The sequence below is a fragment of the Phaeobacter gallaeciensis genome, from assembly GCF_001678945.1.
Taxonomy (GTDB): Bacteria; Pseudomonadota; Alphaproteobacteria; order Rhodobacterales; family Rhodobacteraceae; genus Phycobacter; species Phycobacter gallaeciensis_A.
The window spans coordinates 1,560,992-1,587,446 of record NZ_CP015124.1 but is presented as its reverse complement, the minus strand read 5'-3'; the positions used below and the strand labels follow the sequence as shown (position 1 = coordinate 1,587,446).

28 protein-coding genes are annotated in these 26,455 nt (G+C 60.9%); 20 read left to right on the top strand and 8 right to left on the bottom strand.

The window, feature by feature from the left end:
* Positions 1–235: 235 nt before the first annotated feature.
* The 11 genes from JL2886_RS07595 to JL2886_RS07545 all read left to right on the top strand — a co-directional run bounded on the left by JL2886_RS07595 (position 236) and on the right by JL2886_RS07545 (position 9,448).
* The gene (locus JL2886_RS07595; protein ID WP_065271454.1) at positions 236–448 is read left to right on the top strand and encodes a DUF1127 domain-containing protein; all 213 of its coding nucleotides are present in this window, start codon (positions 236–238) and stop codon (positions 446–448) included.
* Between the two features lie 283 nt (positions 449–731).
* Positions 732–1,202 (top strand): 50S ribosomal protein L15, encoded by a 471-nt coding sequence (gene rplO, locus JL2886_RS07590; protein ID WP_065271453.1) that lies wholly within the window; start codon positions 732–734, stop codon positions 1,200–1,202.
* Positions 1,203–1,311: 109 nt separating this feature from the next.
* Positions 1,312–2,676 carry a preprotein translocase subunit SecY gene (gene secY, locus JL2886_RS07585; protein ID WP_065271452.1) on the top strand — a complete coding sequence of 455 codons (1,365 nt, stop codon included), beginning with the start codon at positions 1,312–1,314 and terminating at the stop codon, positions 2,674–2,676.
* Positions 2,673–3,314 carry an adenylate kinase gene (locus JL2886_RS07580; protein ID WP_065271451.1) on the top strand — a complete coding sequence of 214 codons (642 nt, stop codon included), beginning with the start codon at positions 2,673–2,675 and terminating at the stop codon, positions 3,312–3,314. Before secY ends, JL2886_RS07580 begins: the two co-directional genes overlap by 4 nt.
* A 109-nt stretch (positions 3,315–3,423) precedes the next feature.
* Positions 3,424–3,822 carry a hypothetical protein gene (locus JL2886_RS07575; protein WP_065271450.1) on the top strand — a complete coding sequence of 133 codons (399 nt, stop codon included), beginning with the start codon at positions 3,424–3,426 and terminating at the stop codon, positions 3,820–3,822.
* 266 nt (positions 3,823–4,088) lie between these two features.
* Positions 4,089–4,457, top strand: coding sequence for a 30S ribosomal protein S13 (gene rpsM, locus JL2886_RS07570; RefSeq protein ID WP_065271449.1), 369 nt, complete (start codon positions 4,089–4,091; stop codon positions 4,455–4,457).
* Between the two features lie 15 nt (positions 4,458–4,472).
* Entirely contained in the window at positions 4,473–4,862 is a 390-nt protein-coding gene (rpsK, locus tag JL2886_RS07565; RefSeq protein ID WP_065271448.1) for a 30S ribosomal protein S11, read from the top strand.
* A 115-nt stretch (positions 4,863–4,977) separates the two neighbouring features.
* On the top strand, positions 4,978–5,994 hold the full coding sequence (locus JL2886_RS07560; protein ID WP_065271447.1) for a DNA-directed RNA polymerase subunit alpha: 1,017 nt from the start codon (positions 4,978–4,980) through the stop codon (positions 5,992–5,994).
* 139 nt (positions 5,995–6,133) lie between these two features.
* Positions 6,134–6,559, top strand: a complete 426-nt coding sequence (gene rplQ, locus JL2886_RS07555) for a 50S ribosomal protein L17 (RefSeq protein WP_065271446.1) — start codon at positions 6,134–6,136, stop codon at positions 6,557–6,559.
* A 177-nt stretch (positions 6,560–6,736) separates the two neighbouring features.
* Positions 6,737–8,128 carry a trypsin-like peptidase domain-containing protein gene (locus JL2886_RS07550; protein WP_065271445.1) on the top strand — a complete coding sequence of 464 codons (1,392 nt, stop codon included), beginning with the start codon at positions 6,737–6,739 and terminating at the stop codon, positions 8,126–8,128.
* Positions 8,129–8,131: 3 nt separating this feature from the next.
* Positions 8,132–9,448: a replication-associated recombination protein A gene (locus JL2886_RS07545; protein ID WP_065271444.1), complete on the top strand. Its 1,317-nt coding sequence runs from the start codon at positions 8,132–8,134 to the stop codon at positions 9,446–9,448.
* 21 nt (positions 9,449–9,469) lie between these two features.
* Here the strand turns inward: JL2886_RS07545 and JL2886_RS07540 are convergent, their stop codons facing one another.
* A complete protein-coding gene (locus JL2886_RS07540; protein ID WP_065271443.1) occupies positions 9,470–10,840 on the bottom strand; it encodes a multicopper oxidase family protein in 1,371 nt (456 codons plus the stop codon).
* A gap of 153 nt (positions 10,841–10,993) precedes the next feature.
* On the opposite strand from JL2886_RS07540, the gene crcB reads away from it, so the two are divergent.
* From crcB to JL2886_RS07500, 8 genes are all read left to right on the top strand, one after another.
* Positions 10,994–11,374, top strand: coding sequence for a fluoride efflux transporter CrcB (gene crcB, locus JL2886_RS07535; protein WP_065271442.1), 381 nt, complete (start codon positions 10,994–10,996; stop codon positions 11,372–11,374).
* Positions 11,371–12,417, top strand: a complete 1,047-nt coding sequence (locus JL2886_RS07530; protein ID WP_065271441.1) for an RluA family pseudouridine synthase — start codon at positions 11,371–11,373, stop codon at positions 12,415–12,417. Before crcB ends, JL2886_RS07530 begins: the two co-directional genes overlap by 4 nt.
* Positions 12,414–13,082: an HAD-IA family hydrolase gene (locus tag JL2886_RS07525; protein ID WP_065271440.1), complete on the top strand. Its 669-nt coding sequence runs from the start codon at positions 12,414–12,416 to the stop codon at positions 13,080–13,082. Before JL2886_RS07530 ends, JL2886_RS07525 begins: the two co-directional genes overlap by 4 nt.
* Positions 13,083–13,086: 4 nt before the next feature.
* Positions 13,087–13,794 (top strand): ATP12 family chaperone protein, encoded by a 708-nt coding sequence (locus JL2886_RS07520; protein WP_065271439.1) that lies wholly within the window; start codon positions 13,087–13,089, stop codon positions 13,792–13,794.
* Positions 13,795–14,041: 247 nt separating this feature from the next.
* Positions 14,042–15,058: an amino acid ABC transporter substrate-binding protein gene (locus JL2886_RS07515; protein WP_065273588.1), complete on the top strand. Its 1,017-nt coding sequence runs from the start codon at positions 14,042–14,044 to the stop codon at positions 15,056–15,058.
* A gap of 129 nt (positions 15,059–15,187) precedes the next feature.
* Positions 15,188–16,420 carry an amino acid ABC transporter permease gene (locus tag JL2886_RS07510; RefSeq protein WP_065271438.1) on the top strand — a complete coding sequence of 411 codons (1,233 nt, stop codon included), beginning with the start codon at positions 15,188–15,190 and terminating at the stop codon, positions 16,418–16,420.
* Between the two features lie 3 nt (positions 16,421–16,423).
* A complete protein-coding gene (locus tag JL2886_RS07505; RefSeq protein ID WP_065271437.1) occupies positions 16,424–17,722 on the top strand; it encodes an amino acid ABC transporter permease in 1,299 nt (432 codons plus the stop codon).
* A 30-nt stretch (positions 17,723–17,752) separates the two neighbouring features.
* Positions 17,753–18,502 carry an amino acid ABC transporter ATP-binding protein gene (locus JL2886_RS07500; RefSeq protein WP_082996035.1) on the top strand — a complete coding sequence of 250 codons (750 nt, stop codon included), beginning with the start codon at positions 17,753–17,755 and terminating at the stop codon, positions 18,500–18,502.
* A 66-nt stretch (positions 18,503–18,568) separates the two neighbouring features.
* Here JL2886_RS07500 and JL2886_RS07495 read toward each other — a convergent pair whose 3' ends face one another.
* From JL2886_RS07495 to argB, 3 genes are all read right to left on the bottom strand, one after another.
* Complete coding sequence (locus JL2886_RS07495) at positions 18,569–19,066, bottom strand: SixA phosphatase family protein (RefSeq protein WP_065271435.1); 498 nt, start codon at positions 19,064–19,066, stop codon at positions 18,569–18,571.
* The gene (locus tag JL2886_RS07490; RefSeq protein ID WP_065271434.1) at positions 19,063–19,737 is read right to left on the bottom strand and encodes a ferredoxin; all 675 of its coding nucleotides are present in this window, start codon (positions 19,735–19,737) and stop codon (positions 19,063–19,065) included. The genes JL2886_RS07495 and JL2886_RS07490 overlap by 4 nt, the downstream gene beginning before the upstream one ends.
* Positions 19,738–19,848: 111 nt before the next feature.
* Positions 19,849–20,709: an acetylglutamate kinase gene (gene argB / locus JL2886_RS07485; protein ID WP_065271433.1), complete on the bottom strand. Its 861-nt coding sequence runs from the start codon at positions 20,707–20,709 to the stop codon at positions 19,849–19,851.
* 121 nt (positions 20,710–20,830) lie between these two features.
* Here argB and JL2886_RS07480 point away from each other — a divergent pair, with 121 nt between their 5' ends.
* The gene (locus JL2886_RS07480) at positions 20,831–21,559 is read left to right on the top strand and encodes an SDR family NAD(P)-dependent oxidoreductase (RefSeq protein WP_065271432.1); all 729 of its coding nucleotides are present in this window, start codon (positions 20,831–20,833) and stop codon (positions 21,557–21,559) included.
* 15 nt (positions 21,560–21,574) lie between these two features.
* Here the strand turns inward: JL2886_RS07480 and yihA are convergent, their stop codons facing one another.
* The 4 genes from yihA to JL2886_RS07460 form a co-directional block, all read right to left on the bottom strand.
* On the bottom strand, positions 21,575–22,225 hold the full coding sequence (gene yihA, locus JL2886_RS07475; RefSeq protein ID WP_065271431.1) for a ribosome biogenesis GTP-binding protein YihA/YsxC: 651 nt from the start codon (positions 22,223–22,225) through the stop codon (positions 21,575–21,577).
* A complete protein-coding gene (locus tag JL2886_RS07470) occupies positions 22,225–22,977 on the bottom strand; it encodes an MOSC domain-containing protein (RefSeq protein ID WP_065271430.1) in 753 nt (250 codons plus the stop codon). The genes yihA and JL2886_RS07470 overlap by 1 nt, the downstream gene beginning before the upstream one ends.
* Positions 22,974–24,785, bottom strand: a complete 1,812-nt coding sequence (gene yidC, locus JL2886_RS07465) for a membrane protein insertase YidC (RefSeq protein ID WP_065271429.1) — start codon at positions 24,783–24,785, stop codon at positions 22,974–22,976. Before yidC ends, JL2886_RS07470 begins: the two co-directional genes overlap by 4 nt.
* Positions 24,786–24,910: 125 nt before the next feature.
* Complete coding sequence (locus JL2886_RS07460; RefSeq protein ID WP_065273587.1) at positions 24,911–26,455, bottom strand: putative bifunctional diguanylate cyclase/phosphodiesterase; 1,545 nt, start codon at positions 26,453–26,455, stop codon at positions 24,911–24,913.

Here is a 26,455-nt window from a genome sequence, read left to right as displayed (position 1 = left end):
GAAGCAGTTCACGTAAATCGGCGGATTTCTCGGGAGATTTGCGATTATCTGCACGGATGGGGGCAAAATCCCCACTATCGCCTGTTTTATAGCCATTCCGAAAACGCATAGCGGTCAAACGCTAGTGTCGGTTGTTAGGTCATGAAATGCGACCTATCTCCCCGGTGTCACAAAACAGACATGAACGACCAGCCGGGAAGGGATCCCGGTTTTGCCGAGATCAAGGACGACGACGATGGCTTATACAACTTCCGCTACCCAGACCTATTCCTTTGGCGCCCGCATCCGCGCTGCAGTTGCGAACTTCCGCACCACTCTGGCCCGCCGGTCCGAATATCGGCGCACCTATGCGGAACTGGAAAACCTGTCCAACCGCGAGCTGGCCGATATCGGCGTGCGGCGCTGCGATATCAGCAACATTGCCCGGCTGCACGCCTACGGCAACTGATCGGACACCATAGCCCGGCCTGATTTATTGCCTCCCCCGGACTGGCCGGGATCGAAAGACGCCTCTGCCCTGCGCAGGGGCGTTTTTAATTTGTCCGGCGTCGCCTTGCGCGGGGAGCCTGGGGCGGACTGGGGGCTTCCGCGCCGGGAGGCAGGGCTTGATATCGCCCGGCACAGCGTCTATACGCCCCCGGTGGCAATCCAAGCCACAGAATCAACAATCAAGAAGAGCCGAGGTTGGCCCGCTTACGCTTCAGGGGTCACATCCGGCAAGGAGAAGCGATATGAAACTTCATGAACTGCGCGACAATCCCGGCGCCGCCAAGAAACGCACCCGTGTGGCCCGTGGCCCGGGTTCCGGCAAAGGCAAAATGGGTGGCCGTGGTATCAAAGGTCAGAAATCCCGTTCGGGTGTTTCGATCAATGGCTACGAAGGCGGCCAGATGCCCCTCTACCAGCGTCTGCCTAAGCGTGGCTTCACCAAGCCGAACCGCAAGACTTTCGCTGTTGTGAACCTGGGCCTGATCCAGAAGTTCATCGACGCGGGCAAGCTGGACGCGGCAACCATCACCGAAGATTCGCTGGTCGAATCGGGCCTGCTGCGCCGCAAAAAAGACGGTGTGCGGATTCTGGCCAAAGGCGATTTCTCGGCCAAATCCAACATCACCGTGACCGGCGCGTCCAAATCTGCCATCGCGGCAGTTGAAAAAGCGGGCGGCACCCTGACCGTGGCGACAGCAGCTGCTGCTGAGTAACGGCTTGTGAGCGGCGCCGATGCCGCTTACATAGGTCACAGTTTTTCCATACGCCGCCCGAGCCGGAAAACGGTTCCGGGCGGCGTTTTCGCAAAAAGAGACCCATTTCATGGTATCAGCAGCAGAACAAATGGCGGCGAACACCAGCTGGTCCGCGCTCGGCAAGGCCAAGGATCTGCGCAACCGCATCCTGTTCACCCTCGGCCTATTGATCGTCTACCGTCTTGGCACATTCATTCCGGTCCCGGGCATTGATGCCTCGGCACTGCGCGAATTTATGGAGTCGGCGGGGCAGGGCATCGGCGGCATGGTGTCGATGTTTACCGGCGGTGCGCTTGGACGGATGGGCATTTTTGCCCTCGGGATCATGCCTTACATCTCGGCATCGATCATCGTTCAGCTGCTCACCTCCATGGTTCCGGCGCTGGAACAGCTGAAAAAAGAAGGCGATCAGGGTCGCAAGAAAATCAACCAGTACACCCGTTACGGCACCGTCGCGCTGGCAACGGCGCAGGCCTACGGTCTGGCGGTGTCGCTGGAGTCCGGCGATCTTGCGACCGACCCTGGCATGTACTTCCGGTTGGCCTGCATGATTACCCTGGTGGGCGGCACCATGTTCCTGATGTGGCTGGGCGAGCAGATCACCCAGCGGGGCATCGGTAACGGTATCTCCCTGATCATCTTTGTCGGCATTATCGCTGAGGTTCCCGCAGCCATCGCGCAGTTCTTTGCCTCCGGCCGCTCCGGTGCCATCAGCCCGGCGGTTCTGATCGGCGTGATCGTGATGGTTGTCGCGGTAATCATGTTCGTGGTCTTCATGGAACGCGCCCTGCGCAAGATTCACATTCAATACCCCCGCCGTCAGGTGGGCATGAAGGTCTATGATGGCGGCTCGTCGCACCTGCCGGTCAAGGTGAACCCGGCGGGCGTGATCCCGGCGATCTTCGCCTCCTCGCTGCTGTTGTTGCCGACCACGATCTCTACCTTCTCGTCGGGTTCGGCCTCTGGTCCGGTAATGTCCTGGCTGCTGGCCAACTTCGGCCCCGGTCAGCCGCTCTACCTGCTGTTCTTCGTGTCGATGATCGTGTTCTTCGCGTATTTCTACACCTTCAACGTCTCCTTCAAACCTGATGAAGTGGCGACGAACCTGAAGAACCAGAACGGCTTTGTCCCTGGCATCCGTCCCGGCAAAAAAACCGCTGAGTACATCGAATACGTTGTGAACCGCGTTCTGGTTCTGGGCTCGGCCTATCTGGCGGCTGTCTGCCTGCTGCCGGAAATCCTGCGCGGTCAGTTCGCCATTCCGGTCTACTTTGGCGGCACCTCGGTTCTGATTGTTGTCTCGGTCACCATGGACACGATCCAGCAAGCGCAAAGCCATCTGCTGGCGCACCAGTACGAAGGTCTGATCGAGAAAAGCCAGCTGCGTGGCCGCAGTAAGAAACGCACAAAACGGGGGCCCGCTCGTCGATGAATATTATTCTTTTGGGCCCGCCGGGCGCGGGTAAGGGCACGCAGGCCCGTCATCTGGTCGAAACCCGGGGCATGGTACAGCTCAGCACTGGCGACATGCTGCGCGATGCGCAGGCTAGCGGCAGCGAGATGGGCAAGAAGGTGGCCGAGGTCATCGCCCGCGGTGAGCTGGTCACGGATGAGATCGTAATTGGTCTGATCCGCGAAAAGATTGCCGAAGGCGCCGAGGGTGGTTTCATCTTTGACGGCTTCCCGCGCACGCTGGGGCAGGCAGATGCCCTGACCGACCTGTTGGCCGAGATGGGGCAGAGCCTGGACGCCGTTGTTGAAATGGCGGTGGACGATGCAGCGCTGGTGGCGCGGATTACCGGCCGGTCGACCTGCGGCGATTGTGGTGAAGTCTACCACGATGAAACCAAACCCTGGCCCGCCGATGGCAAATGCGCCAACTGCGGCAGCAGCAACATCAAGCGGCGCGCGGACGACAACGAGGAAAGCCTCAAGACCCGTCTGATGGAATACTACAAGAAGACCTCGCCGCTGATCGGCTACTATTATGCCAAGGGCAAGCTGAACAAGATCGACGGTCTGGCATCCATCGACGAGGTTCAGGCCTCTATCGCCAAGGTTCTCGACTGATCTGAAAAGTCGGTACAGAATGAAAAAAGAGCCGGGCTTGTCCCGGCTCTTTTCGTTTTGGTAAGGCGAGCAGGGAAGGATGGGCGGATCTTTTAAAAGGACCTTGCCAATGACGTCTCCCACCCGTTCCGTGATCAATGCCGCGGCTGTTCTCTGTATGGCGACGACGTCCCCCGGATTTGCCGAACGGTATTTCGTCAATGATCCCGCCGCCTGCCCGACAAACGCGGAGGAGCAGGACCAGCTGATGGATTTTGCCAATGACGGTGGGCTGATCCTGGAGGAGGACGGCTTCAGCTCAATGGAGTATTTCTGCAGCTTCGAGCCGGATCTGCAGTATCATTGGGACGGCTATCAGGTCACGACCCATGTGGGGCATTGCCAGACGCCCGGGCCGGTTTTCATGCCAACCTTGTTTACCTTCGTGATGACTGAAGAAGCCCCGGGGGAGATCGCACTGTTCGACAGCAACGAATACACGACGCGGTTTTATTCCTGCACCGATTGACGTCGTCCGGGCAGGATGCAGGCGATGTGGGAGGATGTTGCCCCTGGGCCCATAAACTTTGACGTTTCCGCCGGGCGCCGGGTTGACGACATGCGGAATTCTCAATAGGGAAGCCCATCCCTCTTGGGAATCAATCCAGGCGGCCCGATTCCGTGCCGCGTGAGTACCTCGATACATTATCTGATGAAAAGCCTCTCGGGGCGTCATCAGGTGTTGTGAAAAAAGGTTCTGGAGTTACGGAACCGCAACGAAAAGGAAAGTGACACGTGGCACGTATTGCCGGCGTAAACATCCCGACTGCCAAACGGGTCCCCATCGCCCTCACCTATATCACCGGAATCGGCAACACTTCGGCGAAAGCCATCTGTGAAGCCGTTGGCATCGACGCAACCCGTCGCGTCAACGAGCTGTCCGACTCCGAAGTTCTGGCCATCCGTGAGCACATCGACGCAAACTACACCGTTGAAGGTGACCTGCGTCGTGAAGTGACCATGAACATCAAGCGTCTGATGGACCTGGGTAGCTACCGTGGCCTGCGCCACCGTCGTAACCTGCCCGTTCGCGGTCAGCGGACCCACACCAACGCTCGCACCCGCAAAGGCCCCGCAAAGGCCATCGCTGGTAAGAAGAAGTAAGGGAGGGTTTGATCAATGGCACGCGATAAATCCCGCACGAAGCGTAAAGAGCGCAAGAACATCGCCACCGGCGTTGCACATGTGAACTCTTCGTTCAACAACACCAAAATCCTGATCTCTGACGTTCAGGGTAACGCGATTTCCTGGTCCTCCGCTGGCACCATGGGCTTCAAGGGCTCCCGTAAGTCCACGCCCTATGCGGCGCAGATGGCTGCAGAAGATGCAGGCAAGAAAGCTCAGGATCACGGTGTTAAAACCCTCGAAGTCGAAGTTCAGGGCCCCGGTTCGGGTCGTGAATCCGCACTGCGCGCCCTGGCCGCAATCGGGTTCAACATCACCTCGATCCGTGACGTGACCCCGATCGCGCACAACGGCTGCCGCCCGCCAAAGCGCCGCCGCGTCTAATTATTTACGACTTTCGCTGGGGCCCCGCTTGATTTGTCGGGCCCCAGTACGTCATTTTAAACCTCGGGCGTCTGCACCTTCGGACATGGGGTACGGACAGGAATGGAGGGACTGCATGATCCATAAAAATTGGGCAGAACTGATCAAGCCGACACAGCTTGACGTGAAGCCGGGCAATGACCCCGCACGGCAGGCAACCATCGTTGCAGAGCCGCTTGAGCGTGGTTTTGGTCTGACACTGGGCAACGCACTGCGCCGCGTCCTGATGAGCTCGCTGCAAGGCGCGGCCATCACCAGCGTTCAGATCGACAATGTTCTGCACGAATTCTCCAGCGTCGCCGGCGTTCGCGAAGATGTCACCGACATCATCCTGAACCTCAAAGGTGTGTCGCTGCGCATGGAAGTCGAAGGCCCCAAGCGCCTGTCGATCAATGCCAAAGGCCCCGCAGTTGTCACCGCTGGTGATATCTCGGAAAGCGCCGGTATCGAAGTTCTGAACCGTGATCACGTGATCTGCCACCTCGACGATGGTGCGGACCTGTTCATGGAACTGACCGTCAACACCGGTAAAGGCTACGTTTCGGCAGAGAAGAACAAACCGGAAGACGCACCCATCGGTCTGATCCCGATTGATGCGATCTACTCGCCGGTGAAAAAGGTCTCCTACGACGTTCAGCCGACCCGTGAAGGTCAGGTTCTGGACTATGACAAGCTGACCATGAAGGTTGAAACCGATGGTTCCGTTACGCCGGACGACGCCGTGGCCTATGCTGCGCGCATCCTGCAGGACCAACTGTCGATCTTCGTCAACTTCGACGAGCCGGAATCGGCTGGCCGCCAGGACGAGGACGATGGTCTCGAGTTCAACCCGCTTCTGCTGAAGAAAGTGGACGAGCTGGAGCTTTCCGTGCGTTCGGCAAACTGCCTGAAGAACGACAACATCGTTTACATCGGCGATCTGATCCAGAAGACCGAAGCAGAGATGCTGCGTACGCCGAACTTCGGCCGCAAGTCGCTGAACGAGATCAAAGAAGTGCTGTCGGGCATGGGCCTGCATCTTGGCATGGATGTCGAGGACTGGCCGCCGGACAACATCGAAGATCTGGCCAAGAAATTCGAAGATTCGTTCTGAGAATAAGGGGAGGGCGTAAGTCCTCCCCAACTACAAATGCCCACGTTGGTGGGGACAATCAGGGCAAACCCGCCCCAAGGAGAGCAGCTGACACGCATCGGCTGACAGACAAAGCAAAACCTTTAGAAGGAACTAGAAAATGCGTCACGCACGTGGATATCGCCGCCTGAACCGCACCCATGAGCACCGCAAGGCTCTGTTTGCAAACATGGCTGGCTCGCTCATCGAGCATGAGCAGATCAAAACCACTCTGCCCAAGGCAAAAGAACTGCGTCCGATCGTTGAAAAACTGATCACGCTGGCGAAAAAAGGCGACCTGCACTCCCGCCGGAACGCCGCCTCGCGTCTGAAGGAAGACCAGTATGTGTCGAAACTGTTCGACGTTCTGGGCCCGCGCTACAAGGATCGTCAGGGCGGTTACGTCCGTATCCTGAAAGCCGGCTTCCGTTATGGCGACATGGCGCCGATGGCGATCATCGAATTCGTTGATCGCGACGTAAATGCCAAGGGCGCTGCCGACAAGGCGCGCGTTGCCGAAGCCGAAGCGGCTGCCGACGACGAATAATAAATTACAGGCCACAATGGTCTGTCATTCTGGCCCCTGCAGCTGTGCCTGCAGGGGCTTTTTCATTTCTGTCCTCGCGTGCCGGTCCGGCAGGGGACCGCGACTGGCGCCGTTGCTGCGCTTGCATTCCGCCGCCAGCCTCCGCATATCCTGTTCTGACCGAGGAATGGAGGCGATATGATCCGCGCTGTTTTGACCGCTCTGATGCTGGCTCTTGCTTTGGGGACGCAAGCCCCTGCCGAAACGCGGGTGCCGCAGTCGCAGGCTGAGATTTCACTTGGGTTTGCGCCGCTGGTGAAACAGGCGGCCCCCGCAGTGGTCAATATCTACGCCAAGATCGTGACCGAGGCGCCGCAGGCATCGCCTTTTGCGGGCGATCCCTTCTTTGACGATTTCTTCCGCAGTTTTTCCAATCCGCGCCCCCGGGTGCAGAACTCATTGGGGTCGGGGGTGATCCTTGCCGAGGATGGCATCGTTGTGTCGAATTACCACGTGGTTGGCATGGCGACGGAAATCCGCGTCGTGACCACTGACCGGCACGAATATGACGCCCGCGTGGTCCTCGCAGATCAGGCCAGCGATCTGGCGATCCTGCGGCTTGAAGATGCAGAGGGCCTGCCGTTCCTCAATCTGCGCAACAGCGATCAGGTTGAGGTCGGCGAATTGGCTCTGGCCATCGGCAATCCCTTTGGTGTGGGGCAGACGGTCAGTAGCGGTATCATTTCGGGGCTGGCGCGCACGGGCACCGGCACCGGAGAAGGTTTTGGCTATTACATCCAGACCGACGCACCGATCAATCCCGGCAACTCCGGCGGCGCGCTGATCGACGTGAATGGCGAGCTCATCGGGATCAACACACGGATCCTTAGCCGTTCGGGCGGATCCAACGGCATCGGCTTTGCCATTCCGGCCAATCTGGTGCGGGAGTTCCTGCATCAGGCCCGCACGGGCGCGGAAAGCTTTCAGCGCCCCTGGGCGGGGATGACCGGGCAGCCGGTGGATGCGGATCTGGCGGCCTCGCTGGGGATGCCACGCCCTGAAGGCATGCTAATCTCCGAACTCCACCCCGAAAGCCCCTTTGCCAAGGCGGGATTTGAAGTCGGCGATGTGGTGACCGAGGTCGACGGCGAGCCGGTAAATTCACCCTCCGAGATGGTGTTCCGCATGACCATTGCCGGTCTGGGCGGCAGTTCGGACGTGGCGCGCTGGCGCGGCGGTGAGAAAAAAGTGGTGCGGGTCGAGATGTACAGCGCCCCGGACAGTCCTGCGGCCGACCCAGTGCAACTGGGCGAACGCAGCCCACTGCCCGGGCTGACGGTGGCGCGCATCAATCCGCGGCTCATCGTGGATTTGCAATTGCCGTTGACGGCCGAAGGTGTGGTGATCGCCGATCCGGGGCCTTATGGCGCACGGGCAGGGCTGCAGCGGGGCGATGTCCTGCTCGGGATCAACGGCGAAGCGGTCACGGCGCCGCAGGATGTGGTCGATCTGATGGGCCGCACGCAGGGCTGGTTGGTTCTCGACCTGTTGCGGCGCGGGCAGCGCGTCAGCCTGCGCTTCCGGCTCTGATCCATGGCAGATCTTTTTGACAGCGACGCGCCACAGCCCACGGGCGGCGAAGAACCGAACAGGCCGCTGGCGGACCGTCTGCGCCCGCGCTCCCTGTCCGAGGTGATTGGCCAGCAGCAGGTGCTGGGACCGGAGGCACCGCTGGGTGTCATGCTGGCCTCGGGATCGCTGTCCTCTTTGGTGTTCTGGGGGCCGCCGGGCGTGGGGAAGACCACCATCGCGCGGCTTCTTGCTAAGGAAACCGATCTGCATTTCGTGCAGATCTCGGCCATCTTCACTGGCGTACCGGATCTGAAGAAGGTGTTCGAGGCGGCCAAGCACAGGCGCGCTAACGGGCAGGGGACGCTGCTGTTCGTTGATGAGATCCACCGTTTCAACAAGGCGCAGCAGGACGGATTCCTGCCGCACATGGAGGATGGCACCATCCTTCTGGTCGGGGCCACCACCGAAAACCCCAGCTTCGAGCTGAACGCCGCTCTGTTGTCGCGCTCGCAGGTGCTGGTGCTGGAACGCCTGCCGCTGGCGGATCTGGAACTGCTGACCCAGCGCGCCGAGAAGGAACTGGGTAGGGCGCTACCGCTGACCGGCGATGCGCGCGACGCGCTGCAGGAAATGGCGGATGGCGATGGGCGTGCGCTGCTCAATCTGATCGAACAGGTCTCTGCCTGGCGGGTCGAGTCGCCGCTCGGGCGCGAGGCGTTGGCGACCCGGCTGATGCGGCGGGCGGCGAAATACGACAAATCCGGCGAAGAGCATTACAACCTGATTTCGGCGCTGCACAAATCCGTGCGCGGCTCGGATCCCGATGCGGCGCTTTACTGGTATGCGCGCATGCTGGAGGGCGGCGAGGATCCGCGTTTTCTGGCCCGGCGGCTGACCCGGATGGCGGTCGAGGATATCGCGCTGGCGGACCCGCAGGCGCAGGCCGTCTGTCTGCAAGCCTGGGAGACCTACGAACGGCTCGGTAGCCCGGAAGGGGAGCTGGCGCTGGCGCAGGCGGTGATCTATCTGGCACTCGCGCCAAAGACCAACGCGGGCTACATGGCCTACAAGGCCGCCCGACGGTTGGCCAAGGAAACGGGCAGCACGCCGCCACCGAAACATATCATGAATGCCCCGACTAAGCTGATGACCGAACAGGGCTATGGCGCGGGCTACCAGTATGATCATGATGCCGAGGATGGCTTTTCCGGGCAGAACTATTTCCCCGAAGGCGTCAAACGCCCGGTTCTCTATCAGCCCGTCGAGCGCGGGTTTGAACGGGAATTGAAACGGCGGACCGAGTTCTTTGCCAAGCTGCGGCTACAGCGGAACAGTTGACCGGGTGACGGGCGGATCAGGTCAGGCGGTGACCTCGACCCAGGTGCCCATGCCCGCCGCGTGATGCGATAGCATATGGCAATGCAGCAGCCATTTGCCGGGGTTGTGGGCGTTGAATGCGACGGTCCGCGTCTCCCCGCGCATCATCAGCAGCGTATCGCGCAGGGGACCAAGCCCGCCGCCCGGCAGGACTTCGGCAAAATGCATGCCGTGCAGATGCATCGCATGGGGAAAGGCGGTGTCGTTGACCATGGTGAGTTTGACCGTCTCGCCAATGGACGCGCGCACAAGCGGGGCGTTCGGTCGGCCGACCACGCCATTCAGCGCCCAGAATTGACCCGCCTGCGCTAGCGAGCGCATGCCTTGCGTCTCTCCCTGCCACTCAGCGGCCCGCATGCCGCCCATGGCGCCGCCCTCCATGCGCAGGGTCGCACTGCGCGCATTGCCGAGGGTGATCGCATGGTCCGGGTTGGGTGGGAGCGGTGCGGGCATGTTGCGGGTGCTCTTGGTTCCGGCTGAGACCGGAAAGCTCGCCTGCGCGTAACCGCCATCGCGTTCGAACTGCACCAGAAAGGCATCCTCGCCCGCGTCGGCCGTCACATCGACGATCAGGTCGATCCGCTGTGCGGGTGCCAGCAGCAGTTGGTCGGGGATCTCTTCCGGCGCCGTCAGAGGCATGCCATCATAGGCCATGATCCAACCTGTCAGCCCCTGCAGCCCAAGGGCAAAGATCCGGGCATTGGCGCTGTTGATCAGCCGCAGGCGCAGCCGGTCGCCCTGCTGCACGGGGTAGCGCGCCTCGATCTGTCCGTTGGTCAGCATCACATTGCCCATGCGCCCGGCGTGGGACATGTCGTGGGGGTGATCGAACACCGGGTCGACCGCGGCATCCTGCATGAGGCGGATGTCATCCAGCATTAGAACAAGATCCTGATCCACATCGGGGGCGTCGTGTTCGGCCACGATCAGTGGGCCCTGAATGCCGCGCTCCACCTGTTCGACCGACTGGGCGTGGGAATGGTACCAATAGGTCCCGGCATCCGGCAGGGCGAAATCATAGGTGAACTCTGCGCCCGGCGCGATGGGGGCCTGCGTCAGTCCCGGCACGCCGTCCATGGCGTTTTCGATGCGGATGCCGTGCCAGTGCATCGAGGTTTCTTGCGGCAGCCCGTTGTTGACCTGAACCTTCAGCCGGTCCCCTTGCCGGGCCTGCAGGGTCGGTCCCGGCATGCTGCTGTTCACCCCCCAAAGATCTGTCTTGCCGTATTGCGCGGGCGCGATCTGTTGCTGCAGGGGCGCCAGCGCAAGCTGAACCGGCGTCGCGGCCCAGCCACTGCGGGGCAAAAGCGGCAGCGCGGCAAGGCTGGCGAGAAAGGAACGGCGAGATGGCATCAGGGTCTCCTCCCAGTGGATGGCTGACAAACTAAGGGGGCCTGCAGGTCTGACAAGACATCCACCCACTGGAAGGTTGGCATGAATTTTGCGTTTGGCCGCCTTGCGCGTTGAAAACTTGACATCCGTGGCCCGCCGCGCGACAGACCGCGCATGTATCTCACCGTTCTATATGTCGCCCTCGGCGGCGCCCTTGGGGCCGCCTGCCGCTATCTGACCGGGCTTGGCGTGGTCCGACTGTTCGGCCATGGCGATTTTCCCTTGGCGATCATCACCGTCAACGTGATCGGTTCCTTCATCATGGGGGTCTTTGCTGTCACCGCCGCACACAAGGGGCTGACCCATCTCAGCCCCTTTGTGATGACTGGCATGCTGGGTGGCTTCACGACCTTCTCGGCCTTCTCGCTTGAGACGGCGAATATGATCGAACGGGGTGCAATGGGGCAGGCGGCTCTCTATATTGTGCTGTCTGTGGGACTGTCTGTTGGCGGTCTGTTTTTGGGCCTGATGGCCGCCAGAGGAGTTTTCGCATGAGCGGCGTTCAGACAATCACCGTCACCGAAGAGGATGCGGACCAGCGCGTGGACCGCTGGCTGCGGCGCCTTTTTCCGCATGTCAGCCAGGGCCGCATCGAGAAGATGTGCCGCAAGGGTGAGCTTCGCATTGACGGTGGCCGGGTCAAGGCCAGCACCCGTGTTGAGGCCGGGCAGTCCGTGCGCGTGCCGCCGCTGCCGTCGGCTGATCACCAGCCGATCACGCCGGAAAAGCGGCGGATTTCGGATGCTGACGCAAAGATGATCCAGTCCTGTGTGATCTACAAAGACGACGATGTCATCGTGCTGAACAAGCCCCACGGGCTGGCAGTGCAGGGCGGCAGTGGCACCACCAAACACGTGGATGGCCTGTCCGAGGCTCTGCGCTTTGGCTATGATGAAAAGCCCCGACTGGTGCACCGGCTGGACAAGGATACCTCGGGTGTACTGGTTCTGGCGCGAACGCGGGCAGCCGCGCAGGCGCTGACCGCCGCCTTCCGCCATCGCAACACGCGCAAGATCTACTGGGCGCTGGTTGCCGGCGTTCCGACGCCGTACCTGGGCGAAATCAAGGCTGGTCTTGTAAAGGCGGGCGGCCATGGTCGCAGCGGCGAAGGCGAAAAAATGATTGCGGTGCACCCTTCCGAGATCGACAGCACGCCAGGCGCCAAGCGGGCGCATACCTTTTATGCCACGCTCTACCGGGTGGCGGGGCGCGCGTCCTGGGTGGCGATGGAGCCGGTCACCGGCCGCACCCATCAGCTGCGCGCGCATATGGCCGAGATCGGCCATCCGATTGTCGGCGATGGCAAATACGGCGGCTCGGGTCAGGAAAACCTGGGCGACGGTTGGGGCGCACAACTGGGCGGTATCATCAGCAAGAAGCTGCATTTGCATTGCCGCCGGATGGCGTTTGAGCATCCGGTGACGAAAAAGCAGATCTCGGTCACCGCGCCGTTGCCCGAGCATATGAAAGACAGCTGGGATACCTTTGGCTGGACCGAGGATCTGGCGGCGGAGGATCCGTTCGAGGGCCTCCTATGAGTGCCCCGCTGCGGCTGGTACTGTTCGATGTGGATGGCACCCTTGCCGACAGTCAGGCGGCCATCACTGGCGCGATGAGCGCGGCCTTTGCGACGGTGGATCTGCCCGCACCTTCGCGCGATGCGGTCCTGTCGATTGTCGGGCTGTCGCTGCCGCAGGCCATGGCGCAGCTGGCGCCCGAGGCTGGCGCGACGGCGCAGGCTGCTTTGGTGGACGGTTACAAGCAGGCTTACATGTCGGCGCGCCAGGCTGCAGGGGCGGGGCACTCGCCGCTGTTTCCGGGCGCACGGGAGGCTTTGGACGCCCTGCACGCGGTGCCCGAATACCTGTTGGGTGTCGCGACCGGGAAATCACAGCGGGGCCTCGATGCGCTGATCGCGGCGCATGATCTGGACTGTTTCGTGACCCGGCAGGTGGCCGATCACCACCCGTCCAAACCGCATCCCTCGATGGTGCTGACGGCGCTTGCTGAAACCGGAGTGGACGCGCGCCATGCGGTGATGATCGGCGATACCAGCTTTGATATGGATATGGGCCGCGCGGCCGGGGTCACCACCATCGCGGTGGACTGGGGCTATCACCCGTCAGAGCGGCTGCAGGCAGACCATATGATCGGCAGTTTTACCGAGTTGGAACCGCTGCTAGAGAAGATCTGGAAGGCATAAGACAATGAGCGAATGGGCACCGAAACGATTCTGGAAAGCCACGGCAGTCGCCGAGACGGATGACGGCTATACCGTTGAACTGGACGGGCGCCGGGTCAAAACCCCGGCAAAGGCTCTGCTTGAAGTCCCCTCGCAGCAGATGGCCGAAGCCATCGCAGCGGAGTGGGACGCGCAGACCGAATCGGTCAATCCCGCCACCATGCCTTTTACCCGCTCGGCCAATGCTGCCATCGACAAGGTGACCCATCAGCACGCCGAAGTGGCCGATATGCTGGCTGAATATGGCGATTCCGATTTGCTGTGCTACCGGGCCGATAGCCCGAAGGAACTGGTCGCCCGTCAGGCCGAGGAATGGGATCCGGCGCTCGACTGGGCGCATGAGGCGCTGGGCGCACGCTTGCATCCGCGCAGCGGTGTTCTTCATCAGCCGCAGGATGCGGCCACTATTGCTGACCTGCGCGCCCGGGTGCATGGGATGACCCCATTTCAGCTCGCTGGGTTTCACGATCTCGTGGGGATGTCGGGGTCTCTGATCCTGGGCTTTGCTGCCGCCATGGACTGGCGCGACGCCGAGGAGATCTGGCAGATGTCCCGGCTGGATGAACGCTGGCAGGAAGAGCAGTGGGGTGTCGATGAAGAGGCGCAAACCACAGCAGAGCTGAAGCGTGATTCTTTTTTGCACGCTAAACGGTTCTACGATTTCTCGGGTTGAGACAGCCGCCGGGATAGGACGTGAGACAGGAAATATCACAGCGGGACGGTTGAGCGAAAAATTTTAACAATCGCCCCCCTGTTCGCTATGCGTCCATCGAATTTGGTGATCCAACCCTTGACGTTTGTTTATGAATCCGCCCAAACTTCCCTGTGATTTAGGTGTTTTCCCTAGATCCCGTCGTTCCGATATGGCTAACGGCGGAAAAAAACCACCAGTACAGGTGGAACATCAGGAAGAGGTAAAAATGAACAAATCCGTATTTTTGGGCGCGCTGACCGTGGCCGGGATTGCAGCTGGTGCAGCTGCTGCCGGTACGCTGGACGATGTGAAAGCCCGCGGCAAACTGAACTGCGGCGTCACCACCGGTCTGGTCGGTTTTGCTGCTCCGAATGCGAATGGGGAATGGGAAGGTTTTGACGTCGCCGTCTGCCGCGCTGTTGCTGCGGCCACTCTGGGCGACTCGACCGCTGTTGAATTCGTGCCGACCACCGGCAAAACCCGCTTCACGGCTCTGGCCTCGGGTGAAATCGACATGCTGGCGCGTAACACCACCTGGACCTTTTCGCGCGACGTTGATCTGAAGTTCGAATTCACCGGCGTGAACTACTACGACGGCCAAGGCTTCATGGTTCCGAAAGACCTGGGTGTTTCCTCGGCGAAGGAACTGGACGGCGCAACCGTCTGCATCCAGACCGGTACCACCACCGAGTTGAACCTGGCGGACTTCTTCCGCTCCAACAACATCAGCTACGAGCCGGTTCCGATCGAAACCAACGCCGAAGCACAGCAGCAGTATCTGGCTGGCGCCTGTGACGTTTACACCACCGACGCATCCGGCCTGGCCGCGACCCGCGCAACCTTTGACGATCCGGCAGGCCACGTGCTGCTGCCCGAGATCATCTCCAAAGAGCCGCTCGGTCCGCTTGTCCGCCACGGCGACAACGAATGGGGCGACGTGGTCCGCTGGACCCTCAACGCTCTGATCACCGCCGAAGAGCTGGGCGTGACCTCGGCCAACCTGGCTGAGATGTCCGCAGGCACCAACAATCCCGAAATCAACCGTCTGCTGGGCACCGAAGGTACCCTGGGCGAGATGCTGGGTCTGTCGGCTGACTGGGCCAAGAACGCAATCGCCGCTGGCGGTAACTACGGTGAAGTCTTCGCCAAGAACATCGGTGAAGACACCCCGATCGGTCTGGCCCGTGGTCTGAACGCACAGTGGACCGAAGGTGGTCTGCTGTACTCGCCGCCGTTCCGGTAAGCACAAAACGGAGAGGGCGCAGGACATCCTGCGCCCTTTTCCTATCTGAAAAAAATGAGCTTCGGATTTCTGCGGAGCAGGGGAAAACTCTGCCGGGACACAGATCTGTAGCCTCGGGGATCTCTTTACATGTCAACTCTCTCTGACCCTCCACAGGACGGGTTCCGGCTGTCTATGTTGATCAACGATACCCGCTATCGTTCATTGACCTTTCAGGCGATTGCCGCGCTCCTGCTTGCACTTTCGATCTGGTATCTGGGGAATAACCTGATCCAGAACCTGCGCGCCGCGGGCCTCAACATCTCTTATGACTTTCTGGGCAATCCCGCCGGCTATGATATCAACCAGCGGCTTGTCGAATATGACAACCAGGACAGCCACGGGCGTGCCGCCCTTGTGGGCGTTCTGAATACGCTTCTGGTTGCTTTCCTTGCCTGCGTTACGGCGACGATTTTCGGCGTGATCGCCGGCGTTCTGCGTCTGTCCAACAACTGGCTCGTCTCCAAGCTGATGGCGGTCTACGTCGAGATCTTCCGCAACATTCCGGTTCTTATCTGGATCATCATCATCTTTACGATCATGACCGCCGTATTGCCGGGACCGCGGGCCTTCCGCGGTGACAATCCGGATTCGACGATGCTGCTGGATCTCTTCGCCTTCACTAACCGGGGTGTCTACATTCCGATGCCGTGGTTCGAGAGCGGTCTGTTTGCTTCCACCGCCCTCAACTGGGTTCTGGTGCTGGCGGTTCTGATCGGCTCCCTGTTCGTCACCCGCCGGATCGAGACCTGGGCGACCGCGAAACAGGAAGCCACCGGCGTGCGCCCCAAGACGCTGCTGATGGTGCTGGGCGTCTGGCTGGTGCCATTCATCCTGCTGATGCTCATCATGGGGCTGACCTGGGAAGTTCCCGCACTCAAAGGGTTCAACTTCCAGGGCGGTATCAAGATCGGCGGTCCGCTGATCGCACTGTGGTTCGCACTTTCGATCTACACCGGTGCCTTTATCGCCGAGAACGTGCGGGCAGGGATCCAGGCGATCTCCAAGGGCCAGACCGAAGCGGCGGCCGCGCTGGGACTGCGTCCTGGACGCATCATGAACCTGGTGATTCTGCCTCAGGCGCTGCGGGTGATCATTCCGCCGCTGATTTCGCAGTATCTCAACATCACCAAGAACTCCTCGCTGGCGATCGCCGTGGGCTATGCGGATATCACCGCGACCCTGGGCGGCATTACCCTCAACCAGACCGGACGCGCAATCGAATGCGTGCTCCTGTTGATGCTGTTCTATCTGACGGCATCGCTGGTCATCTCGATGGTGATGAACATCTACAACGCCTCCGTGAAGCTGAAGGAGCGCTAAGCCATGAGTGACAAGACAACCAACCCGATTGCCTTTGTCGCCGAAGGCACCATTCCGCCCTCACCACCGCCGGCCAACGAAACCGGCGTGGTGAAATGGCTGCGGGAAAACCTGTTCTCCAGCATTCCCAACGGGATCCTGACCCTTGTGGCGCTGACCCTGATCTACATGATCCTGCAGAACACCGTGCCCTGGCTGGTGAATGGCGTGTGGACGACCAACTCGCTGAATGAGTGCCGCGAGGTTCTGGATGGCAAGGTCGGGGCCTGTTTCTCGGTTCTGACCGAACGCTGGCACCAGCTTCTTTACGGGTTCAAATACCCGGCGGAGTTCTACTGGCGCCCGAACCTGGCGCTGGTTCTGCTGCTGGTGGCGATTGCGCCAGTGCTGTTCTTCGATTTGCCCCGTAAGATGCTGATCTTCACCGCGCTCTATCCCTTTATTGCCTTCTGGTTGATCTGGGGTGGCACAATCATGGCGCCGATCCTGGCCCTTCTGGGGTTCATCGTTGGCGGCGTGGTGTTCCAGATCTATGGACGGGGTTCCTTCGCCGCGGGCTTCTTTGGTGGCATTGCTGCAGCCCTGATCATCTGGTGGCTGGGCAGCTTGCTGATCCCCGAAGGGGCGTCGGACAATGCGATGCTGCCAGCGGTGCCTTCGCGTGATCTGGGTGGCTTCATGCTGAACCTGATGCTGGGTGTGACCTGCGTGTCGCTGTCCCTGCCGCTGGGCATTGCCCTGGCGCTGGGCCGTCAGTCTGACATGCCGCTGATCAAATGGATCTGCGTGGTCTTCATCGAGTTCGTGCGCGGTGTGCCGCTGATCACGCTGCTGTTCGTGGCGTCGGTGATGCTGGCCTATTTCTTCCCGCCTGATGCCACCGTGGACCTGTTCCTGCGTGTGGTCATCATGATCACTATGTTCTCCGCGGCCTACATCGCCGAGGTGATCCGTGGTGGTCTCGCGGCCCTGCCCAAAGGGCAGTATGAGGCTGCGGATTCGCTGGGGCTTGATTACCCGCAGGCGATGCGTCTGATCATCCTGCCGCAGGCGCTGAAGATCTCGATCCCGGGCATCGTCAACGTGGCCGTGGGCCTGTTCAAGGATACCACTCTGGTGTCGGTCATCTCGATGTTCGACCTGGTGGGTATGATCCGCGGACCGATCCTCGCTTCGACCGAATGGAATGGCGTCTACTGGGAGCTTCTGGGCTTCGCTGCCGCTCTGTTCTTTGTCGTCTGCTACGGCATCTCACAATACTCGCAATGGCTGGAACGCCGCCTTGCGACCGATCACCGATAAGGAGGCCAAGACATGACTGGCACTTCACAAATGCAGGTATCCGACAAAGTCGCGATCACCATTGACGGAATGAACAAGTGGTACGGGTCCTTTCACGTGCTGCGCGATATCAACCTGACGGTCTATGAGGGCGAACGGATCGTGATTTGCGGCCCGTCCGGCTCTGGTAAATCGACACTGATCCGCTGCATCAACGCGCTGGAAGAACACCAGCAGGGCTCGATCACCGTGGATGGCACGCTGCTGTCGTCGGATCTGAAGAACATCGACAAGATCCGGTCCGAGGTTGGCATGTGCTTTCAGCACTTCAACCTGTTCCCGCATCTGACCATTCTGGAAAACTGCACGCTGGCGCCGATCTGGGTTCGTAAGACGCCCAAGAAGGAAGCCGAAGAGCGGGCGATGCATTTCCTTGAAAAGGTCAAGATCCCCGATCAGGCCAACAAGTTCCCGGGCCAGCTGTCCGGTGGTCAGCAGCAGCGTGTGGCGATCGCGCGCTCGCTTTGCATGATGCCGCGCATCATGCTGTTCGATGAGCCGACCTCGGCGCTTGACCCCGAGATGATCAAAGAGGTGCTCGACACCATGATCGAACTGGCGGAAGAGGGCATGACCATGCTTTGCGTGACCCACGAGATGGGTTTTGCCCGTCAGGTGGCGAACCGGGTTATCTTTATGGATGCGGGTCAGATCGTTGAGCAGAATGAGCCGGAGGCCTTCTTCAACAACCCGCAAAGCGAACGTACCCAGCTCTTCCTGAGCCAGATCCTGGGTCACTGATCTTCCCGATCATTGCGCCAATAAGAAACCCGCCGGATATTCCGGCGGGTTTTTTTGGGGGGGGGGTCAGGCGCCCAGAAGTTCGCGTGGCACGATGAAATCCACCACCTTGCCGCTGCCCCAGGTCAGATCGCTCCAGCGGTCGATGTCAAAGCGGGCGATCAGCGTGGCGCCGGTGGGGTAGTCGTCAAATCGCGAATGGTCTGGCGGATGGCTTACGATGGCATGGGCAAATGCGGCAATGCCCGGGTTGTGGCACAGGATCATGGTTCGCGGATGTTCGGCCTGTTTCAGAACCTCAAAGATGATCTCCGGGCTGGCGTGGAACAGCCGTTCGGTAAAGACAGCCGGTGCGAAGAGATCCATCAGCTGATAGGTTTCCCGCGTGCGCTGCGAAGAGGAAGAAAGCACCTGTCCCGGCAACTGATCGATGTCCCGCAGCCAGTCGCCCAATGCCTTGGCCGAGGCGCGGCCCCGTTTGTTCAGGGGGCGGGCATGGTCGCTGGGGGCGCTGGTGTCCCAGGCGGATTTAGCGTGGCGGGTCAGAATAAGTGTGCAGGTCATGTCTTGTGAAAATAGCTCATGTGATGGGCCGATTGAACCGGGTCGCGACTGGCCCCCTGGCTGAGGGGGCAGGCAAGCCGGGCAAGGCAGCCGTTTTCAAGGCAAGGAGCGCCCTCCGGGGTGTCCAGATGGCTGTGGCAGGCGGTAACACCGTAGGGGCCACCGGCCACCAACGCCTGCGCCGGGCAGGTGCTGAGGCAGGGTCTGGCCACGCAGCTGTCGCAGGGGGACTGCGCCATAGGAGGCGGTGGTAGATCGATCTCCTGCTGCAAGTGAAGCGCTCCCCGGTACGAGATCATCATGCCAACCGTATCATGGACCAGCATGTGCGACGGGGATGTGAAAGCCCGCCCCGAGGCCAGCGCCCAGTTGATGAAGGGCGTATAGGGCGGCCCGCCAAAGGGGTAGTGGGCGGTGGCTCCGGTATCTGTCGCCAAGGCGTCGATGATCCGCTTAGACCATCGGTCCAGCGGATCGGTCGCAGCATCGCTGAACTCCGGCGCGCCGGTGATGCGGGTCCAGCATTCCGGCCCCAGAAGGCCCAAGAGGACCAGCGTACCGCCCGTCAGGTCCTGAACTGGGCTATGGCGCGGGTGTAGGGCGCCAAGCACAGCAAGGTCGCGGTTTTTGGCGGCGCGCTCGATCTCCTGATAACTGGGTGCGGATGTCATAGGCTTCCCTGGGTGATGGTAACCAAATGTAGCCTCTGGACCCGTGATCCCAAAGAAAAACCGCCCGGGAAAGGGGCGGTTTCAATACTGTCTTGATGTCACCCGTGCGGGTTAGGCCCGGATCATCGACCCGGCGCCATGATCGGTGAACAGCTCCAGCAGCACCGCATTCGGCACCCGTCCATCGACGATGGTACAGGCCCGGACACCGTTTCGGACCGCTGATAGGGCGGTTTCCGTCTTCGGGATCATGCCGCCTGCGATGACGCCTGCCTTTGTCATTTCCTCGACATCGGCGGCCTTCAATTCGGTAACCACTTCGCCGCTGGCGTTTTTCACGCCAGAGACATCCGTCAGCAGCAGCAGGCGATCGGCGTTGAGGGATTCGGCAATCGCCCCGGCGGCGGTGTCGCCGTTGATGTTGAACGTCTCGCCGTTGCGGCCCGCGCCGATCGGAGCGATGACAGGAATGATGTCATTCTCGAACAGGTGGTGCAGCACCGCCGGATTCATTTCTACCGGTGTGCCGACGAATCCCAGATCCGGGTTGGTCTCTTCGCAGGTGATCAGATCCGCATCCTTGCCTGACAGGCCAACACCCATACCGCCCTGTGCATTGATCGCCTGCACGATGCGTTTGTTGACCAGACCGGACAGGACCATTTCGACCACTTCCATCGTGGCCTTGTCGGTGACCCGCTTGCCGTTGACGAACTCGGACTTGATCTGAAGCTTGTCCAGCATTGCGTTGATCATTGGACCGCCGCCATGCACGATGACCGGGTTCACTCCGACCTGTCGCATCAGCACGATATCGCGGGCAAAGGTTTCCATGGCCTCGTCGCTGCCCATGGCGTGTCCGCCGAGCTTGATCACGACGATGGCACCGTCATAGCGCTGCATATAGGGCAGGGCGCTGGACAGTGTCTCGGCGGTTGCAATCCAATCGCGGTTCATATCTTGCTTCTTCATGGCTGGGTCCCTCTGGCAAGTGGTGTTACGCGGTTCTGCGCCCTGTGCCAAGTGCGCCGTTGCAGCGCGGTGCGGGAATGATAGGGTCAGGCCGTAGAGCCCTCAGACCGGAACCCACCCAATGAGCCAGAAGACCCTTTTGCTGACCGGAGCCAGCCGCGGCATTGGCCATGCCACCGTGCGGCATTTCAATGCCGAAGGCTGGCGGGTGATCACCTGTTCCCGCCACCCGTTTCCGCAGGAATGCCCCTGGGGCGGCGGAGAAGAGAATCACGTGCAACTGGACCTGTCGGACCCCTCGGACACCATTAATGCGGTTGGGGTCATTCAGGAGCGTCTGAACGGGCGGCTGGATGCACTGGTCAATAATGCGGGGATTTCCCCCAAAGGGCCGGATGGCGAACGGCTGAACACGCTCGACACTGATCTGATGACATGGGGCAAGGTGTTCCACGTCAATTTCTTTGCCTCGGTGGTGCTGGCGCGGGGGTTGAAGGATGAACTGGCAGCCGCCAAGGGCTCCGTGGTCAACGTGACCTCAATCGCGGGCAGCCGGGTGCATCCCTTCGCTGGGGCGGCCTATGCCACGTCAAAGGCAGCCTTGGCAGCACTGACGCGGGAGATGGCGCATGACTTCGGCCCGCTCGGCGTGCGGGTCAATGCCATCGCGCCGGGAGAGGTGGAAACGGCAATCCTGTCACCGGGGACCGAACATATCGTGGAAAAACTGCCGATGCAGCGTCTGGGCCAGCCCGAGGAAGTCGCCTCTGCGATCTACTTCCTCTGCTCTGAAGGGAGCTCATATATCTCCGGGGCGGAGATCGAAGTGAACGGCGCCCAGCATGTTTGACGGGCGCCGAATGGCTTAGTCGATGCCGGAGATGATCGAGCGCAGCGTGGCGATTCCCTCGCCCTTCTCAGAAGAGGTCATCACGATTTCAGGATAGGCCGCCGGGTGTTTGGACAGGGCGCTACGTACCTGCTCCATCACCTTATCCAGATCCTTCGCCTTGACCTTGTCGGCCTTGGTCATCACGCATTGGAAGGTCACCGCAGCGCTGTCCAGCAGCGCCATGATCTCGTCATCGACCTTCTTGATGCCGTGGCGGCTGTCGATCAGCACAAAGGCGCGGCGCAGGGTCTGACGCCCGCTGAGATAGCGTTTCAGCAGCTTCTGCCATTTCTCCACCACCGCCAGCGGCGCATTGGCATAGCCATAGCCGGGCAGGTCGACGAGGTAGAGATCGGGACCTTGGGTGAAATAGTTGATCTCTTGCGTGCGGCCCGGGGTGTTGGAGGCGCGCGCCAGCCCCTTGGTGCCGGTCAGCGCGTTGATCAGGCTCGACTTGCCCACGTTGGAGCGCCCGGCAAAGCAGACCTCGACCCGGTCAGCTTCGGGCAGGCCCGACATGGCGACCACGCCTTTCAGGAATTCGGACTGGCCAGCAAAGAGTTTGCGGCCCTTTTCGGCGGTTGCCTCGTCCGGCGCTTCGGCCAGGGAAAATTGCATTTGCATCAGAGCACCTTTACCAGATCGCCAAGGCGGATAGTTCCGCCGCGCACGACCTCTGCATAGACTGAAAAATCCTGATGGCCAAAGGCACTGTTCAGGGTCTTCAGCGTTTCGGCATCGCGTTCGCCGGTGGCCGGGTTGGCGGTTGTCGCCATGCAGCGGCGGGTGCGTTCGCGCACCGCAAAGACCGCTTCCCCGATCTGCACCTCACGGCCGAGCCATTCGTTTTCCACCCAGGGCGTGCCCAGATCGAACCAGATGTTGCCACGCCAGCGTTGTGGCGACAGCTCATGACCGATCGCCGCCTCGACCGCGCGGTGCGAGGCAAGGTTGCACAGCGACACCGAGGGGAAATCGGTGTCTGTCATGCCACGCCCCGGCACCCGAACGATATGCGCCGAGGCGGCGCGCTCTGCGGGCATCAGCGGGGCCACCCAATCAAGAAACCGGGGCAGGTCCTCTGCGGCGTCGGGGTCGAAGGTCAGTTCGCCCCGGCTGGGATGGCGCAGCGTGACGTGGCCGGTGGCCTCGTCGTAGCTGGCATCAATCGCCATCAGTTGCGGCGCCTTGGCGCCACGGCTGAAATTGGAACAGGGCACCCATGCGCTGCCATCGGCGGTAGAGGCCTCATGCGCCACCGCCCAAACACGATCGCCGGGCATGGTCTGCCCGGCGGTCAGTGTTACCGTTTCCAGCGCTTCCCGGCCGTGTGATTTGACCGGGTGGCGCCAGATCTCTGTAACGGTGTCTGTCATTTGTCTTCCGTCTTGGGTGCGCGTTTCATGCTGGATTTGATATTGCCAAACACGTCCGGTTTATACCCGTGGCTGCGCATGATCAGATACTGCTGCGTAAAGGTGATGGTGTTGTTCGCAATCCAGTAAACCACCAGACCCGAAGCAAAACCGCCAAGCATGAACATGAACACCCAAGGCATCCAGGCAAAGATCATCTTTTGCGTCGGATCGGTGGGCGCCGGATTCAGTTTCTGCTGCAGCCACATGGACACACCCAGAAGGATGGGCAGGATCCCGATGAACACGGTGGCAAAGATGGTTCCGGGCTCGGGGCCAGAGAACGGCAGCAGGCCGAAGAGGTTCATCAACGAGGTCGGATCGGGCGCGCTGAGGTCCTGGAAGGGACCAAAAAAGGCCGCGTGCCGCAGTTCCAGCGTGACGAAGATCACCTTGTAGAGCGAGAAGAAGATCGGGATCTGGATCAGGATCGGCAGGCAGCCCGCAGCGGGGTTCACCTTTTCCTTCTTGTAGAGCTCCATCATTTCTTTCTGGAGCTTCTGACGGTCGTCGCCTGCGCGCTCTTTCAGCTTTTCCATCTGCGGCTGAAGTTCCTTCATCTTCGCCATCGACGCATAGGATTTATATGCCAGCGGGAAGACCAGGATCTTGATGAAGATGGTGAGGCCGATAATGGACCAGCCCATGTTGCCGATCATCGCGTGCAGCCAGTGCAGGACGGCAAAGATCGGTTTGGTCAGGAAGAAGAACCAGCCCCAGTCGATGCTGTCGAGGAAGCCTTCGATGCCGTCTTTTTGGTAGCCACGGATGGTCGCCCATTCCTTGGCGCCGGAAAACAGCATGGTGGTGACTTCGCTGCTTTCGCCATCGGCGAGGGTCGCGGTCGGCAGCACGACGTCGGTCTGGTAGATCTCGCGCCGCTCGTCGTATTTCGCGATCGAGCGGAAGCCCTGACCGGGTTCGGGAATCAGCGTGGACATCCAGTAGTGGTCGGTGAAGCCGAGCCAGCCGTTGGATTCGACCTGCTTGACCTCGGCGCGCGATCCATCACGCGGATCGGGGTCGAAATCGGCCATGTCGCCATAGTCGATTTCCGCCAGCTCTCCGTCGGCCATGCCGACGACGCCTTCGTGCAGGATGAAGAAGTTTTTCAGATTCGCAGGTTCGCCGTGACGCGCCAGGGTGCCATAAGGGGCCAGGGCCACGGTGGCGCCGGTGGCGTTCTGAACCGATTGGGTGACCGAGAACAGATAATCCTCATCCACTGCGACGGTACGGGTAAAGGTCAGGCCCTTGCCGTTGTCCCAGGTCAGGGTCACCGGGCTGTCCGGTGTCAGAACCTGGCCTTCGTCCGCAGACCAGACGGTATTGGCGCCCGGAACATCGTCAAAGCCAAGCCCGGTGCCCGGTGCCCAGCCATAAAGCGCGTAAAAGGCATTGTCCTCGCCCACCGGGGACAGGACCCGCACGATGTCGGAGTCCTCTGCCAGCTCGACGTGGTAGTCTTTCAGCGCCAAATCATCGATCCGCCCACCCTGAAGCGAGATACTGCCCGCCAGGCGCGGGGTATCGATGGTCAGGCGCGGAGCGTCGGGGGCCTGGGCCTCTTCGCTGGGCTGGGTGCTGACTGCGGTATCGGGCTGGGCTGCGCCGGGCGCAGCTGCCGTGTCTCCCGCAGGAGCCGTTTCATTCGCCACGGTTTCCGGAGCAGGCTCCGGTTCCGGCGGCGGGAAAAAGCTGTACCACCCAAGGATCACCAGGAAACTGAGTGCTGTTGCGAGAATGAGATTCTTGTTCTGATCGTCCATTGGGGACCGCCACCTCGTGCATGGAATGACAGGGTGTGGTTCAACAGAGGTGGACCCCAAAGGTCAAGCGGAATCCGGGAAAACAGGGGCGGCATTCCGCCCCCGGCGCCGGGAAATCCAAAAAATCAGGGGTTTTGCCGTCCAATGGCCGGTGCGTCCTGCAGTTTGGACTGATGCGCGGTGATCCAGTCCAGAGTCTGGTCAAAGGGCATCGGGCGGCCGATGCCAAAGCCCTGAACATGGTCACAGCCCAGTTGCGACAGCAGCGCGTGCTCGCCCACGGTTTCAACGCCTTCGGCCAGGGTTTCCAGGTCCAGACGTTCGGCCATGGTCAGGATCGCAGCAATCAGTTTCTGCTGCTCCGGATCGCGGTCCGATTTCATCACGAAAGAGCGGTCGATCTTGATCCGGGAGATATTGAAGCGCCGCACCGCCGAGATCGAGGCATGGCCGGTACCGAAATCATCCAGCTCAATCCGGCAGCCCATGGCGCTCAGCGCTGCGATATTACGGGTCACCACATCGTCGGGCTGGTCCGTCATGACGGTTTCCAGAATTTCGACCGACAGGCGGTCCGACGACAGGCCAAAGCGTTCCAGTTCCCAGCGGATATTGTCGGCAAGGCCGGGGTTGCGCAGCTCCTGGGTGGCAAAGTTCACCCCGACAGAGGGAACCTCCACACCAGCCGCGTCCCATGCCTTGATGGCGGTGAGAGAGTGGAACAGCATGACCTGGCTCAGCCGCTCCATCAGCCCGGCTTCTTCCAGCGCGGGCAGGAAAGTATGCGGCGGGATCAGGCCGCGGACCGGATGCATCCAGCGGGCCAGCGCCTCAAACCCGGACACTCGTCCGGTATCCGTTGAGATCTGGGGCTGGAACCAGGGCATGATCTGACCGGTTTCCAGCGCCTCGGCAACTTCGTCGCGCAGATTACAGCGCGCTTTGGTGCGGTGATAGATATCTGCGGAATAGACCCGGATGCCCGAGGGGCCATTTTGCTGCGCCTCGGCCAGCGCGGTGGCGGCGGCAGCGACCCAGTCGGAAGGTTTGGTGCCCGGCGCACGGCTGCGCAGGCAGAACCCGATGGAGCAGGAGATATAAACCGATGTGCCATCAAGCGAGATCGGTTCTTCGACCGAGGCCTGCATGCGGCCGGACAGCTGCACGCAGGATTCCAGGTCCAGCTGCAACACGGGTGTCAGGCAGATGCCGAATTTGCTGTCGCCGATCCGTGCCACGATATCCTTATTTCGCAGGGTGCTGGCGATGCGGTCGCCGCAACGCTGCATGATCTGATCGCCGGCTTCCTGACCGTAGCGATCCACCACGTTTTTGTAATCGTCGATTTCGATGATGTAGATCACCGAGCGCAGCCCGGTATCAGAGGTGTCCTCGAACACGTCGCGCACACCCAGTTCGAACCCTTCGCGCAGCATCATGCCGGTGATGCTATCCCGGGGTGTACCGCGATTACGTGAGCGGTCAAAGCCGCCAAGGGCTGCGAAGAGAATGGGAAGGCCGAGGGCCACCCAAAGCAGCGCAGCCTCGCCGCCAATCCAGAAGGTCGCCAGTGTCAGGGCAGGCAGAAACGCCAAGACAGGAGGCGTGAACAACGCAGGAGCGATCTTTCTCCGGATGTGCGTCAGCAGACCTGAATTGAGTTTTGGCAT